We start from the raw sequence: 16,138 nt of genomic DNA, 5'->3' as shown, positions 1-16,138 counted from the left end.
AGCCTCTCTCTTCCCGACTTTTTCTTAGTGGATATCGAGACCTGATAATCGGATGATGCCTGAACAATATCGCTATACCTTGCCTGGCAAAGCGGGCGAACAACGCCTGCTGGGTCAGCTTACCGGTGCCGCCTGCGCCGTCGAATGCGCAGAAATCGTTGAACGTCACACCGGACTGGTGGTGCTGATTACGCCCGACATGCAAAATGCCCTGCGGTTGCGCGACGAAATTCAGCAATTTACCGGCCACCCGGTCATGATGCTGCCGGATTGGGAAACGCTGCCCTACGACAGCTTCTCACCCCACCAGGAAATCGTCTCCGCCCGTCTATCTACGCTTTACCAGCTTCCCTCGCTGACACGTGGCGTGTTGATCTTGCCGGTCAATACCTTGATGCAGAAAGTATGCCCGCACGCGTTCCTGCACGGCCATGCGTTGATGCTGAAAAAAGGCCAGCGCCTGTCTCGTGACCGGCTACGCAGCCAACTGGAGCAGGCCGGTTACCGTAGCGTCGATCAGGTGATGGAGCATGGTGAATTCGCCACCCGCGGCGCGTTGCTTGACCTGTTCCCGATGGGGAGCGAAGAGCCGTTTCGTATTGATTTTTTCGATGACGAAATAGACAGCCTGCGACTGTTCGACGCCGATACCCAACGGACTCTGAATGAAGTCGAACAGATTCATTTGTTGCCTGCACGGGAATTTCCTACTGACAAAAACGCCATTGAGCTATTTCGCAGCCAGTGGCGCGAGCAGTTTGAGGTCAGGCGCGACGCCGAACATATCTATCAGCAGGTGAGTAAAGGTACTCTGCCCGCCGGGATCGAATACTGGCAGCCGCTGTTTTTCAACCAGCCGCTGCCCGCGTTGTTCAGTTACTTGCCGACCGGTACCTTACTGGTGAACACCGGCGATATTCAGCAAGGTGCCGAGCGTTTCTGGCAGGATGTTCAGCAACGTCATGACAGCCGCCGTGTCGACCCGATGCGTCCACTGTTGTCGCCGGAAGCACTGTGGCTACCGGTTGATACGCTGTTCGCCGAGCTCAAGCAGTGGCCACGCGTACAGCTTCGCAGCGATACCCTGCCGGACAAAGCCGCCAACCTGAATCTGGGCTATCAATCGCTGCCGGATCTGGCGGTCCAGCATCAGAATAAATCACCGTTGGATGCGCTGCGCCGTTTCGTGGAGCAGTTTAACGGGCAGGTGGTGTTTTCGGTGGAGAGCGAAGGCCGCCGGGAAACCTTGCAAGAGTTACTGTCCCGCATCAAGTTATCGCCGACGCCGGTAAAACGCCTTGAACAGCTGTCGTCCCCCAGATGTTACCTGATGATAGGCGCCAGCGAGCACGGTTTCATTGACACCCTACGCCAGCGTGCGCTGATCTGCGAAAGCGACCTGCTGGGCGAGCGCGTCAGCCGTCGGCGTCAGGACAGCCGCCGCACCATCAATACCGATACGTTGATTCGCAATCTGGCAGAGTTGCGCCCGGGTCAGCCAGTGGTGCACCTTGAACACGGCGTCGGCCGTTACGCCGGGCTGACCACGCTGGAAGCGGGCGGCATCAAGGCGGAATACCTGATTCTGCATTACGCCGGGGAAGACAAACTGTACGTGCCGGTCTCCTCGTTGCACCTGATCAGCCGCTACGCCGGTGGCGCAGAAGAAAGCGCGCCACTGCACAAACTGGGCGGCGACGCCTGGACGCGAGCGCGCCAGAAAGCGGCGGAGAAAGTGCGTGACGTGGCCGCCGAACTGCTGGATGTGTATGCCCAACGCGCGGCTCACACCGGCTTCGCGTTCAAACACGATCGCGAGCAGTACCAATTGTTCTGTCAGGGTTTTCCGTTTGATACCACCCCGGATCAGGCACAGGCCATCAACGCCGTGCTGAGCGACATGTGCCGCCCATTGGCGATGGACCGACTGGTGTGCGGCGATGTCGGTTTCGGCAAAACCGAAGTGGCGATGCGCGCGGCGTTTCTGGCGGTGGAAAACCATAAACAGGTGGCGGTACTGGTACCAACCACCTTGCTGGCTCAGCAGCACTTCGACAATTTCCGTGACCGTTTCGCCAACTGGCCGGTGCGCATTGAAATGCTGTCGCGCTTTCGCAGCCAGAAAGAGCAGACTCAGGTGCTGGAACAAACCCAGGAAGGCAAAGTGGATATCCTGATCGGTACCCACAAATTACTGCAAAGCGATGTCCGCTGGCGGGATCTGGGGTTATTGATCGTCGATGAAGAACACCGCTTCGGCGTGCGCCACAAAGAGCGCATTAAAGCGATGCGCGCCAATGTGGATATCCTGACCCTCACCGCCACGCCGATTCCACGTACCCTGAATATGGCAATGAGCGGCATCCGTGATTTGTCGATCATCGCCACACCGCCCGCTCGTCGTCTGGCGGTGAAAACCTTTGTACGTGAGTACGACAATCTGGTGGTGCGTGAGGCGATGCTGCGTGAAATTCTGCGCGGCGGGCAGGTGTATTACCTCTACAACGACGTGGAAAACATCGAAAAAGCCGCCCAGCGGCTCAGCGAACTGGTGCCGGAAGCGCGTATCGCCATCGGTCATGGGCAGATGCGCGAACGCGACCTGGAACGGGTGATGAACGATTTCCACCATCAGCGCTTCAATGTGCTGGTGTGCACCACCATCATTGAAACCGGGATCGACATCCCCAGCGCCAATACCATCATCATTGAGCGCGCCGACCATTTCGGGCTGGCACAGTTGCATCAGTTACGTGGCCGCGTCGGCCGTTCACACCATCAGGCTTACGCTTACCTGCTGACCCCCAATCCCAAAGCAATGAGCAGCGACGCCCACAAGCGACTGGAAGCTATTGCGTCGCTGGAAGATTTGGGCGCCGGTTTTGCCCTTGCCACCCACGACCTGGAAATCCGCGGCGCAGGGGAATTACTGGGTGAAGACCAAAGCGGCCAGATGGAAAGCGTCGGCTTCTCGCTATACATGGAGTTGCTGGAAAGCGCCGTAGAATCACTCAAAGCGGGGAGAGAACCGTCGCTCGACGACCTGCTCAGCAGTCAGACCGACGTCGAATTGCGCTTGCCTGCACTGTTACCGGACGACTTCATTCCTGACGTCAATACCCGTTTGTCGTTCTATAAACGCATCGCCAGCGCCAAAAACGATAACGAACTGGATGACCTGAAAGCGGAACTGATCGACCGTTTCGGTACCTTGCCGGACGCCGCCCGCCACTTGCTACAGGTCGCGGCATTGCGCCAGCAGGCGCAGGCGCTCGGCATCAAACGCATTGAAGGCAATGACAAAGGCGGGTTCATCGAATTCAGCCAGCACAATCGCGTCGACCCGACGCATCTTATCGGCCTGTTACAACGTGACCCCAAAGTGTATCGACTGGATGGCCCGACCCGGTTGAAATTCATCAAAGAGTTGGACGGATACCCGAAACGACTGACGTTTATCACCCAACTGCTGGAGGAGATGGCGCAGCATACGTGCGTGGCCTGATTCGAGTTGCTGGGCCAACGCATTGCGAGTTGAACAGCGCAATGCGTTGGCCCGAAGGGTGAAGCCCATTGATAGGCCGAGTAAGAAAGCCAACGCATCTGCAGCTTGCAGTATGACGGGTATAAATGACTTGATGACTTTTCTGAACTAATTGTTGTGGCCCGACTAAAATCAAAGGAATAATCGCCGATATATATCCAGAATATTCAGATTGCAGGACAGAACGTATTACGTTTTGCGTACACCGCGTTGGCCCACCAGGGCAAGGTCCACGGATGGACGGGTTATCCCTGCAATAGTAACGATGATGGATATAAAACAACGATAAGGTCGGATCAAGGGCCACAACCAATGAATAAACTAATCGCTTTTCTGACTTTTTTAGCGATGTTCGCCGTGGGCTTATGGGTAATTTATTATCAGGACTACCGTACTGATCGTCAGGGCGCGTATGACAATGCGCAACGAGCGATCAGTAATATTGAAGACATTCTCAATGAGGCTAAAGACGCGGTAGAAGAAAGCAAACCGCTACTGGCCTACCCCTGCACGCCTGACGTTATCCGGCAATTGAATATGACGGCAGCCCTTGGCAGCCACCTGCGCACGGTCAGTTTGATCAAAAACGACGTGGTGTACTGCTCATCCTTGTATGGCGTGGATAACCGCCCCGCTGCGCTGGGGCGTTTCCATATGCGGGAACTGGCGCTGCTGGCCGGTAACTCCGTCACACCGGACAAACCCCTGATGATGTATCTCGGCAATACGTCATTAGGCAGTGTTGGGGTCGGCATACATGGTCAACACCTGACGAATGTGCTCGATTTACTGAGTAAACGGCGAGATCTTTATTTATCCGTCGGCAATACCTGGATATCCCGCGAGAATAAAGTATCAACACTTACCCCAGACACTCTACATAATTTTGTTATTACCCCCTCCAGCCACTATCATTTCGCTATTTTGTTTCCAAGTAACGAGAAATATTCTATTGCCGATTTCTGGAATCAGGAAAAAATGACTTTTCTGGTGGTGTTTTTTATTGCCCTCGGTTCCGGTGTGCTGGCCTATCGATATTCAACACGCCTTAATTCGCCTTATGACGGTATTCGACGCGCCATCGAAAATCAGGAAGTGTTACCCTATTACCAGCCGGTTATCGCGAATGAATCACGGGAAATCTACGGAGTGGAAGTGCTGGCGCGCTGGTACCATCCGAAAAGCGGGTTTATTTCCCCCGATGTTTTCATTCCGCTGTGCGAACAAAGCGGGCTGATTATCCCCCTGACGCGTACGCTAATGAGTAGTGTGGTACGCGATTTGACGCCGCATCTGGACACGTTACCAGACAATTTACATATCGCCATTAACATCAGCGCTCAGCACTGCCAGTCGGACGATTTTATTACTGACTGCCAGAATTTCATCACCGCCTTCGGTGATAAAAACGTGCATCTGATGATTGAAATTACTGAACGGGAAAAAGTCGACATTACGCCAGATACCATCGCGTTTTTCAAAAAACTCAGTGATGCCGGCGTCTTGATAGCACTTGACGATTTCGGTACTGGTTATTCTAATTTTGACTATCTCAGAAAATTGCACGTCAACGTCATCAAAATCGACCAATCGTTTGTCAGTATGATCGATGAAAACGATCCGCAATCCAGTACGCTGGTGAACTGTGTTATCGACCTGGCGCAGCAAATGAAACTGATGACGATCGCCGAAGGGGTGGAAACCGAATATCAGGCTGAATTCTTATCCCGCAAACAGATCAACTTCATGCAGGGGTATTTCTTCTCCAGACCCTTGCCGTTTGATGAACTGGCGCGTACCTGGCTTAACAACCCCTGAACCGCAATGGAAAGCGGTGTCTCTGACAACACACGATTTTTATCCTCCGCGTCTCTTTACAAGCCCCGGAGCAAGCGGTAAATTCCCGCCCCTTCTCTACTGGCATGGGGATGACAATCATGTTTGTCGGCTTTGACTATGGAACAGCCAACTGTTCGCTGGCTGTCATGGAACACGAAACACCACGGTTGCTGCAACTGGAGCAACAAGCGCCTTATTTACAATCTATGTTGTGCGCTCCCAGCCGCGAAGCGGTTAGCGAGTGGCTATGGCGACATCATCAGGTTACCGCCGAGGGAGAAAACGCCCGGCAACTGCAACGCGCCATCAGTCATAATCGCGAAGAGGATATTCGTGTCCAACCCGATAGCGTCAGATTCGGGCTGGACGCACTGGCGCACTACATGGATGACCCGCAAGATACCTGGTTCGTCAAATCACCCAAGTCGTTTCTCGGCGCAACCGGACTAAAACCACAGCAAATAGCGCTGTTCGAAGATCTGGTCTGCGCCATGATGCTGCATATTCGTCATCAGGCCGAACAACAGCTTGACCGGCCGATTGAACAGGCGGTCATCGGGCGCCCCATCAACTTTCAGGGGATGGGTGGCGAAGAGTCCAACCGCCAGGCTCAGGGCATTCTGGAGCGTGCTGCCGGGCGCGCCGGGTTCCGGCAGGTGGCGTTTCAGTTTGAGCCAGTGGCGGCCGGTCTTGATTTTGAAGCGACCCTGCAACAGGAAAAACGGGTACTGGTGGTCGACATTGGCGGCGGTACCACCGACTGTTCAATGCTACTGATGGGGCCAGCGTGGCGTCATCGCCGGGAGCGCGCGGAAAGCCTGCTCGGCCATAGCGGTTGCCGGGTCGGGGGTAACGATCTGGACATTATGCTGGCATTCAGGCAGTTCTGCCCGTTGCTGGGCATGAACGGCAGCACCGAAAAAGGCACCGCCCTGCCGGTCTTGCCGTGGTGGAATGCAGTGGCTATCAACGACGTACCGGCACAGGCCGAATTCTACAGTAACGCCAGCGGCAAGCTGCTGCGTGATTTGATTCATGATGCCCGCGAACCCGATCAGGTAGCACGCTTGCTAACCGTATGGCGTCAGCGACTCAGCTATCGGCTGGTTCGGCTGGCAGAAGAACAGAAAATTGCCTTGTCGCAGACAGACATCTCGCAGGCCTGCCTGCCGTTTATCTCGCCCGAACTGGCAACCGACGTCAGCGTCAGCCAACTGGAAGAGGCGATCGCACAACCGCTGGAGCACATTAAGCGCCAGCTTATTCAGGCGCAGGAAGATAGCCAGACGCAGCCGGACGTCATTTACCTGACTGGCGGTAGCGCCCGTTCGCCATTACTACGCGCTGCCATCAGCCACTGTCTGCCTGGTGTCCCAATCGAAAGCGGCGATGACTTCGGTTCTGTCACCGCCGGTCTGGCTCGCTGGGCACAGACACTGTTTCGCTAGATAAAACCTGCCGCTGACGACTCAGGTCACAGCGGCGCTAAGGCGCTCAAACCAGTGCTGGCTGTCGTAATCGTCCGTCAGCACAATACCGAACTGTTGTTGCAGGCACTCCAGATAATCACGATGGCTACCGATAACACGCTCGCTCTTCTGGCCGTGCCGGGTGACAATCAAGCGGTTATTCGACAGGGTTAATCGCCCTTGTGCCGTTACGCGGGTGCAAAGCGACTTGGAGGTAAATGGCGATGACGGCGAGGTTTGATGGTAGTGCGCCATCCCGGCGTAGTCCGCCAGTTGGTAAGCGTGCAGCGTAAACTGGTATTGCGGTTTCCAGTCGTTATCGCCAATCCGCTGCTGCAACTGATAGCCGCCCTCCACCGCCACGACCTGATAACGGGCAAACGCTTCACTCGACACCTCACCCGACAGTGGCACCGGCACACAGAACGAATCCCCAAAGCTGATATCGGCAATGACGGACGCTTGCGGCAACGTCACGTGTAAAAACAGATGATCGAAGGGCTGCCCATAGTGACCGTCATCGTTCCACACCTGACCAGCCAACAGGTGTACCTCAAACCCTAACGCCTGCAGCAGCAAATAAAATCCGTAATTAAGCTCGTAGCAAAACCCGCCACGCCGGTCATCAACGATTTTCCGATAGATGGCAGACGGATTCAGGTGTATCGGTTTTCCGAACACCACATCCAGGTTTTCAAATGGAACATGCGTGAGGTGAGCAAGATGAAGGGTGCGCAGTTGTAAAGCCGGTTCCGCAGGCAGAGAGCTGACGCCAATGCGCTGCAGATAGCGTTGAACTTCCGAATTATTCAGCATATGTCTTCCCGGTGCCTGAATAAAAGCCTATTCCCTTCATACTTCACGTTGCAGGTGTGTCGTCCTGCAATGTGCATGATTTGGGGTATACGCTGTAGACATCATTGGCAATGTGCTATCGATAATACCCCTTCGCTGTCTATTGATAAACGGGACTTACTATTCAGCTGACAATAAAGCGATAACGGTCACGACACCCTGCCGACAGAGGAGACTGCCGACAGGGCCTACCCCACGCTTCGGTTAGTTCCGGGAAGGCAGTGTGTACTGGGTGGCGCGTTCGCCATTAATGTACAGCACGCGTTGCTCGTCGGGTGGCAACTGCACGGTCAACTGACGCCACGCCGGTACAAACGCCCCTTCCGATTGGAAGGTCACGTCAATCCGTCCGGCGCTGCAACACAGCTCCCAACGCAGCCACAACGCCTGTCCATCACGCCAGCGGTGGGTTTCCCCGTCATCTTCAAACAACAGGCCCTGACGTGTGCCATTCCCCATCAGCGGGAAAAGCAGCATGGTGCGTTGGTCGTCGCTCTGCGGGCTGACAAAATCGGTACGCGCCGACATCGGTATCATGGCACCGGCCCGGACCAACAGCGGCAAACGCTCCAGCGGCGCATCCAGCGTCACCGTTTGGCCTGCGCTGAACCAGTCGCCGCGGTAAAAGTCGTACCAGCCATCGCCATTATCCGGCAAATACACCTGACGCTGACGCTGCCCCGGCTCCACGACACTGGCGACCAGCAGATCTTTACCGAGCATGAAGTCGTCGCTTTCCTCAAAGGTGCGCGGGTCATGCTCATGATCCAGAAACGTCGGGCGAAGCATCGGCTCGTCATCCGTATGGGCCTGCCAGAACAAGGTATACAGGTACGGCAACAGTCGATAACGCAACTGAATGGCATCACGGATAATCGGCGTGACTGCCGGGTACATCCAGGGTTCGTTAACCGTGGCGTCGTCATTCCATGAATGAATAGTAAAGCGCGGATGCATCACCCCGTTTTGTACCCAGCGCACAAACAGTTCGGCGTCCGGCTTATTACCGGCAAAGCCCCCCACATCATGCCCGACGTTATACAGGCCAGACAGGCTCATGCCAACGCCCATGCGGGTGTTATAACGCAGTGTCTGCCAGTTGGTGCGGTTGTCACCACTCCAGGTCTGCACATAACGCTGCATGCCGGCGCTGCCGGAGCGTGAAATCAGGTAAGGACGCAGCTCGGGCGCAAAGCGCTGCTGCGCCTCCATAGACGCACGCATCATCAGCAACGGCATCAACGGGCGAATATGCTTGATGGCAATCGGCTGCCCAAAGCCATGACAGCGCGCCTCGCCATCCCAGACTTCGAATTCGTTGTTATCGTTCCAGGTTGAATCAATGCCTTTTTCCAGCAGTTGCCGGGTGACGTTTTCCTGCCACCAGGCAACGGTGTCCGGGTTGGTGAAATCCAGATGGGAGCCTTCATCGTCCCAAAAACTGGAACGCTCCGGGTTATCCGATTCTGAATCACGCACAAACAGCCCCTTCGCGGCCACTTCCTGATAACGGGGGTGATCCTGCAACAGGCAAGGCTTGATATTGGCAGCCAGATGCAGCCCCGCGTCATGGAACGCCTGGCTCATCTGCTCCGGCTGCGGCACCTTGTCGTAGTTCCAGTTAAACACGTAGCGCTTATTGCCGATCGAGGTGTACCCGGACGAAAGCTGGAAAGAATCACACGGGATAGCATGCTGGCGGCACAGCTCAATGAACGACAACAGCTGTTGCTGGGCATCCGGCGCATCAGTGTAATGCATGGTAGACCCACTGTAACCGAGGCTCCATTTAGGGCCGAAGTAGGTTTTACCGGTCAGCCGTACGAAGGCTTTGGTCACATCCAGGATTGCCGGGCCGAGCAGGAAATAGTAATCCAAATCTCCGGCCTCAGCCTGATAGCGACGGTAAGCCAGGTGATAGTTGTCAAGCTCGTTACCCAAGTCCAGCCAGGTGGAGCTGAGGTTGTCATAAAACACGCCATAGCTGGCACCGGGCTGATTCACAATGGTGAACGGCAGGTGCTTATACAGCGGATCGGTGCTTTGCGCGTTATAGCCCATCGCATCCAGATTACGGAATTCAAAGCGACGACCGGCACGGTTGAGATCCCCGGCTTTTTCGCCCAGCCCGTAACAACGCTCTTGTGCGGTACGCCGCTGGTAATGTGCCACGCCATCGCCGTGACGATTAAGCAGATAGGCACCGGTCGGTCGGTCGGAAGCCAGCGGTTGCCATTGCCCCTGTGCATCGCAGTATTCCCATGACAACCACAGCGGCTGATGTACCGTCACCCGCAATTGCGCGGTGCTTACCTGCAACGCATCGTCTTGCCAGGACAAGGAATACCCCGGTAAGGCAAAGCCGTCGCTGCTCTCGCGCACTCGTCCCTGCCAGGGAACATCCTGCTCTGGTGCGATACTCCAGGTACGGTTCAAGCGCAGTTCATCATCCTGCTTAATCAATACCCGCATTAACCCCGGCGCCAGCACATACAACATAAAGCGATGTGCGCCGTCCACCAGCAACTCAACCCGATCCTCGGCCTGATGGTGCAATACCCAGTGTTTCAATGTCTTCATAACATCACTCGTCTATTCGAAAATTCTGTCTATGCTGAAACGTTGTTAATACCAAAACGTTATCAATGTGCGCGCTGACGACGCTCGGCAATGAACGCCACCAAAAACAGTGCGCCAAACAAATCAAAAAAGCCCATCGCCACAAACAGTGGATTAAAGCCAATCTTGTCGGCGGTCACACCAATCAACAACGAAAACAGGAAACTGGCAATCCAGGCACTGGCACCGCGCATGCCGTTAACGGTCGCCATTTGGCCTTTATCGAACGAATCCACCACCACGGCGCTCAGCATGCAGGAAATGATCTGGTGACCAAACCCGCCGATGGAAATCAAAATAATGGCCAGATAAGGGTTTTGGGTCACGCTGACCAGTGCGAGCGACAGCATCAGGAACGCGCCGGTCACCGAACTGCCCACCACGGAATTAATCCGCGAACAACCAAACCAGCGCGTGTAGAGCTTGGTCAGGTAACCACTGGCGATACTGCCAAAGTCAGCAGCCAGAAACGGCAGCCAGGCGAACATGGCGATTTGTTTCAGATCCATACCGCGTTCTTTCGCCAGATACAGCGGTACCCAGAAGCTCAACACCGCCCAGGCCGGTTCGGCCATAAACGCCGGAATGGCGATACCGTAGAAACGGCGGTTTTTCAGCACCGTTTTCATGGCGGTGAAAAACGGTTGTTTCACCGGTGCCGGTTCGTTGTCCTGACGGATAAATGCCAGCTCAGCTTTACTCAGGTGCGGGTGCTTTTCCGGATCATGGTAAAACAGCCACCACAACACCACCCAAAGCATGGCCAGCACCCCGGCAAAAATGAATGCGCCCTGCCAGCCCAACATCGAATGAGCAACCACGATGATCGGCGGAGCCAGCATCGCTCCGATGGAAAACCCAACGCCCGCCCAACCGGCAGCGACAGGCCGTTCCTGACGAGGGAACCACTCGCCAATGGTTTTCGCGTTGGCTGGTGTGGCGGCAGCCTCAGCGCCCCCCATCATAAACCGCAAGACCGCAAGTTGAACCCAACTGCCCGCACCCGCATGCAACAGGCACATCAGCGCCCAGATAACCGCGCAAATCATGAAGCCCATCTTTAAGCCGATGACATCGATAAGCCATCCACATAACGGCTGAAATATCGTGTAAGCCAATTGGAACGCACCGACAATCCAGGAATATTGCTCGGTGGTAATGTTTAAAACGGTTTTTAATTCAGGTGCCAGAATACCCAGTGAATTACGGGTGATGTAATTGACGGTGACGCCAAACAGAAATAACGCCAGAACCCACCAGCGTAATTGTTTGAATTTTCGTTTTTCATTCACAGCGGGAGAGGAATTAACGTCGAGACTCATGGTGATCTCCTTACAGCGGATTTCGGTGAATACCTGTCGGCACACACCATCCTGATGTTCTAATATTCAGATTTTTATAAAGTTTTATGTCTTTTAAATTCATTTTTCCGGTGGAAGATGGCCGGAAAAATCGCGACAGATTCAGCGTAAGGAAATAAAAAAGCGGGAGATACTCACTTTTTTGCAACTATTTTCATGATAACGTCATTACCTGCTGTTTTTGGTCATTTTTATGCCTAAAACCGCCCCTCTTCTGCTTATGAAAATTTTTTCATAAGCCAAATTGAGCAGGATCACAAAATGAAAAAAAACCTCCGGATCCGCGATATTGCCCTGCAAACCGGTTTTTCCGTCAGTACCGTTTCGCGGGTGCTGGCGGGTAAATCCAACACCAGTGAAGAAGCACGGATGCGCATCCTCACCGCCGCCCGGCAATACGGTGTAATGGATAACCTGGCGACCGGTCGTTTATTACTGAATAGCCTGACGGTATTCGCCCCGGAGCGGGCCTTTAACAGCCGGGCCGACATCTTTTATCACAAGGTATTGCAAGGGGTGCAGGAGTCGCTGGACCCGCATGATGTCCGTCTGCGTTACTGCGGGCTAGCGGAAAACGACAGCGATGCCTCTCTCTTTCTGGAAAAAATGTCCGCACCGGAAACCGAAGGCGCGATTTTGATCGGTATTGATGACCCGTATATCCATGCGCTGGCGGCCGAATTGAATAAACCCTGCATACTGGTGAACTGCTTTGATCACAAAATGAAGTTGTCTGGTGTCTCACCTGCACACCAGCTTATTGGCGAATTTGCCGCTAATTACCTGATTGAGCAGGGACACCGCCAGATCCTCACCCTGCTCTGCCTGCGGCGTTATACCATGGAGTGGCGACTGATGGGGATCCGCGAGGCGTATCAACAGCATAATCTACCGTTTAGCGAAGAGCGCCACCTGCTCACTCCCCGCGGTTTCGGCAGTGCAGAAACGGAACAAGCCGTCACCGAGTTTCTGGCTACCTGCCCACGGGAGCAGTACCCTACCGCGATACTGGCAGGTGGCAACTTCATCGCAGTAGGTGCGATTAACGCGCTGCATAAAGCAAAATTGCGTGTACCACAAGACATATCGGTGATGAGTATGGACGGTGCCAACCTGGCAGCGGTGCATGACATCCCGCTCACCTCGATACTGATTCCATGCGAAGAATTGGGCCGGGAAGCCGTCAGATTATTGCAACTTCAGTTGATGCAGCCAGGTCGTGGTCACGGCAATCTGTTGCTAAACGGCACGCTGGCAGTGAGAAGTTCGGTCAAGCGTATTCGACCAAGCCAGCGCCACTCACCGGTGCAGGACACGGATTTATACGATACCTGATGGGGGGTAGAAACCGGTAGGATCATGGCTTCAGGCCCGCCACACCGTCGGGGTGAGGTGGGCCTGTCGGTCTGGCGCATCAACTGGACTGATTGATGACTAACTGACCGTTGCGATCGAGCGGAATGCGGGTACCAGGGTCACGATCCATCCTGATTTTGCCTTCCTGATCGCCAATCTTGTAGGTGACATCATAACCCAGCACTTTTTGTGACTTGTCATACACCGTTTGGCAGCGTTGCTGCGTAGAGGTAGTGACATCACTGTCCTGCATATTCCCTTGTACCTGGTTACCGGCATAGCCACCGGCCAGCGCACCGGCGACCGTTGCTACATCACGCCCTCGTCCGCCACCGATCTGGTGCCCCAGCACGCCACCTGCCACCGCACCCAACAGTGAACCGGCAAGGCGATTTTCATCCTGCACCGGCTGACGGTGCGTCACCGTCACATTACGGCATTCCTGACGCGGTGTTTTCACCGTTTCTTTGATGGGTGTAGCTGTCAGCACCTGTGCAAACTGCGGTCGGGATGCAAACACATCCAGACTGGCGACAGCAGCCACGCCCAGAGCAGCCGCCATACCGATACCTACACCCGCTAACATTGACTTGTTCACAGGAAACCTCCTGAATAAATAATCACGCACCGTCCATCTCGTCTTACATGACGGTTTGTCACCGACGGATGACTGACCCGAGAGCCCCGCTTGCGGGGTGCGGCGTGTGCGCGACGCCGCCTGATGCGATGAAGTCTGCCGAATCCCTGCGGTACTCTCAATCGGATTACTACCTTAAAAGGGAGGTGCAGATAACAAAACTGTCACATTTGAGAGTTTTCTTACCTTAAGTTGGCGTTAGTGCAATATTTTATTCTGGAATAGATGCGGTATGGCGGGGAATAACAGGTTACCCGCCGGGCAGCGGGCAACCTGAAGGCAAGGCCGAGCGGTGTCAGCTTTAGTGCAGTTTGAGTCGCGGGCGGATAACCCGGTTGATGCTACCGACCAGCATCATCAGGCCGGTTTTGATATAGCCATGCAACGCAATCTGATGCATACGGTAGAGCGAAATGTAAACGAAGCGGGCAATGCGCCCTTCTACCATCACCGAGCCACGCATCAGGTTCCCCATCAGACTACCGACGGTGCTGAATTTGGATAATGACACCAACGAACCGTGGTCTTTATAGACATAGGCTTTCAGCGGCTGACCATTCAGCAAGGCCAGAATATTGCTGTAGCAACGTGACGCCATTTGATGCGCGGCCTGCGCACGTGGCGGTACCACGCCGCCTCCCGGCTGAGGGCAGGACGCACAGTCGCCGATGGCGAAAATCGCCGGATCACGCGTGGTCTGTAACGTCGGCTCCACCACCAACTGGTTGATGCGGTTAGTTTCCAGACCCGCAATCTCCTTCATCGCATCCGCCGCTTTGATACCCGCCGCCCATACCATCAGGTCAGCGTCAATAAATTCGCCGTCCTTGGTATTCAGACCGCCTTGCTCAGCGCTGGTCACCATGGTTTTGGTCAGAACGCGAACACCGAGTTGGGTCAATTCATGGTGCGCCGCCGCAGAAATACGCGGAGGCAGGGCTGGCAGAATACGCTCACCGGCTTCCACCAACGTCACGTTCAGTGCCTGATTGCTGAGGCTGTCAAAACCGTAACTGTGCAGCTGTTTGACCGCGTTATGCAGTTCGGCAGACAGCTCCACGCCGGTGGCACCGCCCCCGACAATCGCGATATTGACCTTCTCTTTTTCGCCCTGAGAGGCGGAGAATTTGAGGAACAGGTTGAGCATTTCGTTGTGAAAACGGCGAGCCTGTTTCGGGTTATCCAGGAAAATGCAGTGATCTTTGACGCCAGGGGTGCCAAAGTCATTGGAAGTACTGCCCAGTGCCACCACCAGAATGTCGTAAGGCAGTGAACGGGCCGCGACCAGCAACTCCCCTTGCTCATTACGGATTTCCGCTAACTGGATGGTACGCTGTTCACGATCAATATCGGTCAGCATACCCAGTTGGAAATTGAAATGATGATTGCGGGCATGCGCCAGATAGCTCAGCGCATCCATGTCATCATCCAGCGAACCGGTCGCCACTTCGTGCAACAACGGCTTCCACAAGTGGCTATGATTACGATCCACCAGTGTGATTTCCGCTTTATTCTTGCGACCGAGCTTGCGCCCCAGGCTGGTCGCCAGTTCCAGTCCGCCGGCACCGCCGCCGACAATCACGATTTTCTTGATTGGCAATGATGTCAAAATGACCCCCTGAAAATTTGTGAACCAATAGTTAATAAAGAGTAAAAAATAATATCCTTAAATTACATATGGTTATGAATGATTGAATGGGATATTTGTCATGAGAATATCATGTAAGGTCATTTGGTCATACCAAAATTGATTTAAATCAATTTACTTTAGTTACAGATAGTCAGCCTGAAAAATTAGATATTGATAACCAATGGGTTAGCAAAAGAGGTTGGCAAGGAAAAACAGGCTGCCAGACCCGCACTGAGCGAATCCGGCAACGATAGAAATCGACAGGAAGGGATCAGCCTAATGATTTAAAGGCTTTGATGCGCTGCAGGTGTGAAGAAATGTCGCGGAATTTATGGCCTTCGATGTCGTTCCAGATAATCTCGTAATACTCGCCCAACAGGCGGGCGCTACGCTGGTTATCCAGCATGTCGTCATGACGTGATAAGACCACCATACAGCGATCGCGGTTTTTCTCACGGAAGTTCTCTACGCATTTGGTGGCGATATCGGCGTACTCTTCCGGGCGATCGATTTTTCCAGTCATATTCTCTTGCGGGAACAGATTGGGGTTGAACATGACCTGACGGATATCGCACAGGAAACCAATGCGTTCAGCCCAAAATCCCCCCAACCCGACACCGCAAATCAGCGGGCAGTTATCCTCGTTGGATTGCAGCATCTTGTCGACTTCCCTGAGCAGATGCTGCATATCATGACGCGGATGCAGGGTGCTGTAGCTCACCAGTCGGACATCCGGGTCGATGAACTGCAACTGCAGTACTTTCTCATGATTACCCGGACTGCTTGAATCAAAACCGTGCAAATAGATGATCATCTGTCCCTTCCCTC

General features: G+C 54.3%; 10 protein-coding genes. 4 read left to right on the top strand and 6 right to left on the bottom strand.

Annotation, left to right across the window (positions count from 1 at the left end; all coding sequences use genetic code 11):
- The first annotated feature begins 52 nt into the window (after positions 1-52).
- The 3 genes from mfd (at position 53) to yegD (ending at position 6,831) form a co-directional block, all read left to right on the top strand.
- Positions 53-3,505: a transcription-repair coupling factor gene (mfd, locus tag DD586_RS08000; RefSeq protein ID WP_012884303.1), complete on the top strand. Its 3,453-nt coding sequence runs from the start codon at positions 53-55 to the stop codon at positions 3,503-3,505.
- A 351-nt stretch (positions 3,506-3,856) separates the two neighbouring features.
- The gene (locus tag DD586_RS07995; protein ID WP_012884302.1) at positions 3,857-5,362 is read left to right on the top strand and encodes an EAL domain-containing protein; all 1,506 of its coding nucleotides are present in this window, start codon (positions 3,857-3,859) and stop codon (positions 5,360-5,362) included.
- A 119-nt stretch (positions 5,363-5,481) separates the two neighbouring features.
- The gene (gene yegD / locus DD586_RS07990) at positions 5,482-6,831 is read left to right on the top strand and encodes a molecular chaperone (RefSeq protein WP_012884301.1); all 1,350 of its coding nucleotides are present in this window, start codon (positions 5,482-5,484) and stop codon (positions 6,829-6,831) included.
- A 21-nt stretch (positions 6,832-6,852) separates the two neighbouring features.
- On the opposite strand, the gene DD586_RS07985 is transcribed toward yegD, so the two are convergent.
- From DD586_RS07985 to DD586_RS07975, 3 genes are all read right to left on the bottom strand, one after another.
- Complete coding sequence (locus DD586_RS07985) at positions 6,853-7,668, bottom strand: arylamine N-acetyltransferase family protein (RefSeq protein WP_012884300.1); 816 nt, start codon at positions 7,666-7,668, stop codon at positions 6,853-6,855.
- A gap of 243 nt (positions 7,669-7,911) precedes the next feature.
- Positions 7,912-10,287: a glycoside hydrolase family 31 protein gene (locus DD586_RS07980; RefSeq protein WP_012884299.1), complete on the bottom strand. Its 2,376-nt coding sequence runs from the start codon at positions 10,285-10,287 to the stop codon at positions 7,912-7,914.
- Between the two features lie 62 nt (positions 10,288-10,349).
- Positions 10,350-11,648: an MFS transporter gene (locus DD586_RS07975; protein WP_012884298.1), complete on the bottom strand. Its 1,299-nt coding sequence runs from the start codon at positions 11,646-11,648 to the stop codon at positions 10,350-10,352.
- 300 nt (positions 11,649-11,948) lie between these two features.
- On the opposite strand from DD586_RS07975, the gene DD586_RS07970 reads away from it, so the two are divergent.
- Positions 11,949-13,022 carry a LacI family DNA-binding transcriptional regulator gene (locus DD586_RS07970; RefSeq protein ID WP_012884297.1) on the top strand — a complete coding sequence of 358 codons (1,074 nt, stop codon included), beginning with the start codon at positions 11,949-11,951 and terminating at the stop codon, positions 13,020-13,022.
- Positions 13,023-13,101: 79 nt separating this feature from the next.
- On the opposite strand, the gene DD586_RS07965 is transcribed toward DD586_RS07970, so the two are convergent.
- The 3 genes from DD586_RS07965 to ycfP all read right to left on the bottom strand — a co-directional run bounded on the left by DD586_RS07965 (position 13,102) and on the right by ycfP (position 16,124).
- Positions 13,102-13,641 (bottom strand): glycine zipper 2TM domain-containing protein, encoded by a 540-nt coding sequence (locus tag DD586_RS07965; protein WP_012884296.1) that lies wholly within the window; start codon positions 13,639-13,641, stop codon positions 13,102-13,104.
- A 340-nt stretch (positions 13,642-13,981) separates the two neighbouring features.
- Positions 13,982-15,289, bottom strand: a complete 1,308-nt coding sequence (locus DD586_RS07960; RefSeq protein WP_012884295.1) for an NAD(P)/FAD-dependent oxidoreductase — start codon at positions 15,287-15,289, stop codon at positions 13,982-13,984.
- A 292-nt stretch (positions 15,290-15,581) separates the two neighbouring features.
- The gene (gene ycfP / locus DD586_RS07955; RefSeq protein ID WP_012884294.1) at positions 15,582-16,124 is read right to left on the bottom strand and encodes an alpha/beta hydrolase YcfP; all 543 of its coding nucleotides are present in this window, start codon (positions 16,122-16,124) and stop codon (positions 15,582-15,584) included.
- Positions 16,125-16,138: the final 14 nt, after the last annotated feature.

The organism is Dickeya parazeae Ech586 (assembly GCF_000025065.1).
GTDB classification, from domain to species: Bacteria; Pseudomonadota; Gammaproteobacteria; order Enterobacterales; family Enterobacteriaceae; genus Dickeya; species Dickeya zeae.
This window is presented reverse-complemented; position numbering and strand designations above follow the sequence as displayed.

What these genes read in the sequence shown, in the direction of transcription:
- mfd (WP_012884303.1), top strand. Translation starts at nt 53, where the DNA reads ATGATGCCTGAACAATATCGCTATACCTTGCCTGGCAAAGCGGGCGAA.
- DD586_RS07995 (WP_012884302.1), top strand. Translation starts at nt 3,857, where the DNA reads ATGAATAAACTAATCGCTTTTCTGACTTTTTTAGCGATGTTCGCCGTG.
- yegD (WP_012884301.1), top strand. Translation starts at nt 5,482, where the DNA reads ATGTTTGTCGGCTTTGACTATGGAACAGCCAACTGTTCGCTGGCTGTC.
- DD586_RS07985 (WP_012884300.1), bottom strand. Translation starts at nt 7,668, where the DNA reads ATGCTGAATAATTCGGAAGTTCAACGCTATCTGCAGCGCATTGGCGTC.
- DD586_RS07980 (WP_012884299.1), bottom strand. Translation starts at nt 10,287, where the DNA reads ATGAAGACATTGAAACACTGGGTATTGCACCATCAGGCCGAGGATCGG.
- DD586_RS07975 (WP_012884298.1), bottom strand. Translation starts at nt 11,648, where the DNA reads ATGAGTCTCGACGTTAATTCCTCTCCCGCTGTGAATGAAAAACGAAAA.
- DD586_RS07970 (WP_012884297.1), top strand. Translation starts at nt 11,949, where the DNA reads ATGAAAAAAAACCTCCGGATCCGCGATATTGCCCTGCAAACCGGTTTT.
- ycfP (WP_012884294.1), bottom strand. Translation starts at nt 16,124, where the DNA reads ATGATCATCTATTTGCACGGTTTTGATTCAAGCAGTCCGGGTAATCAT.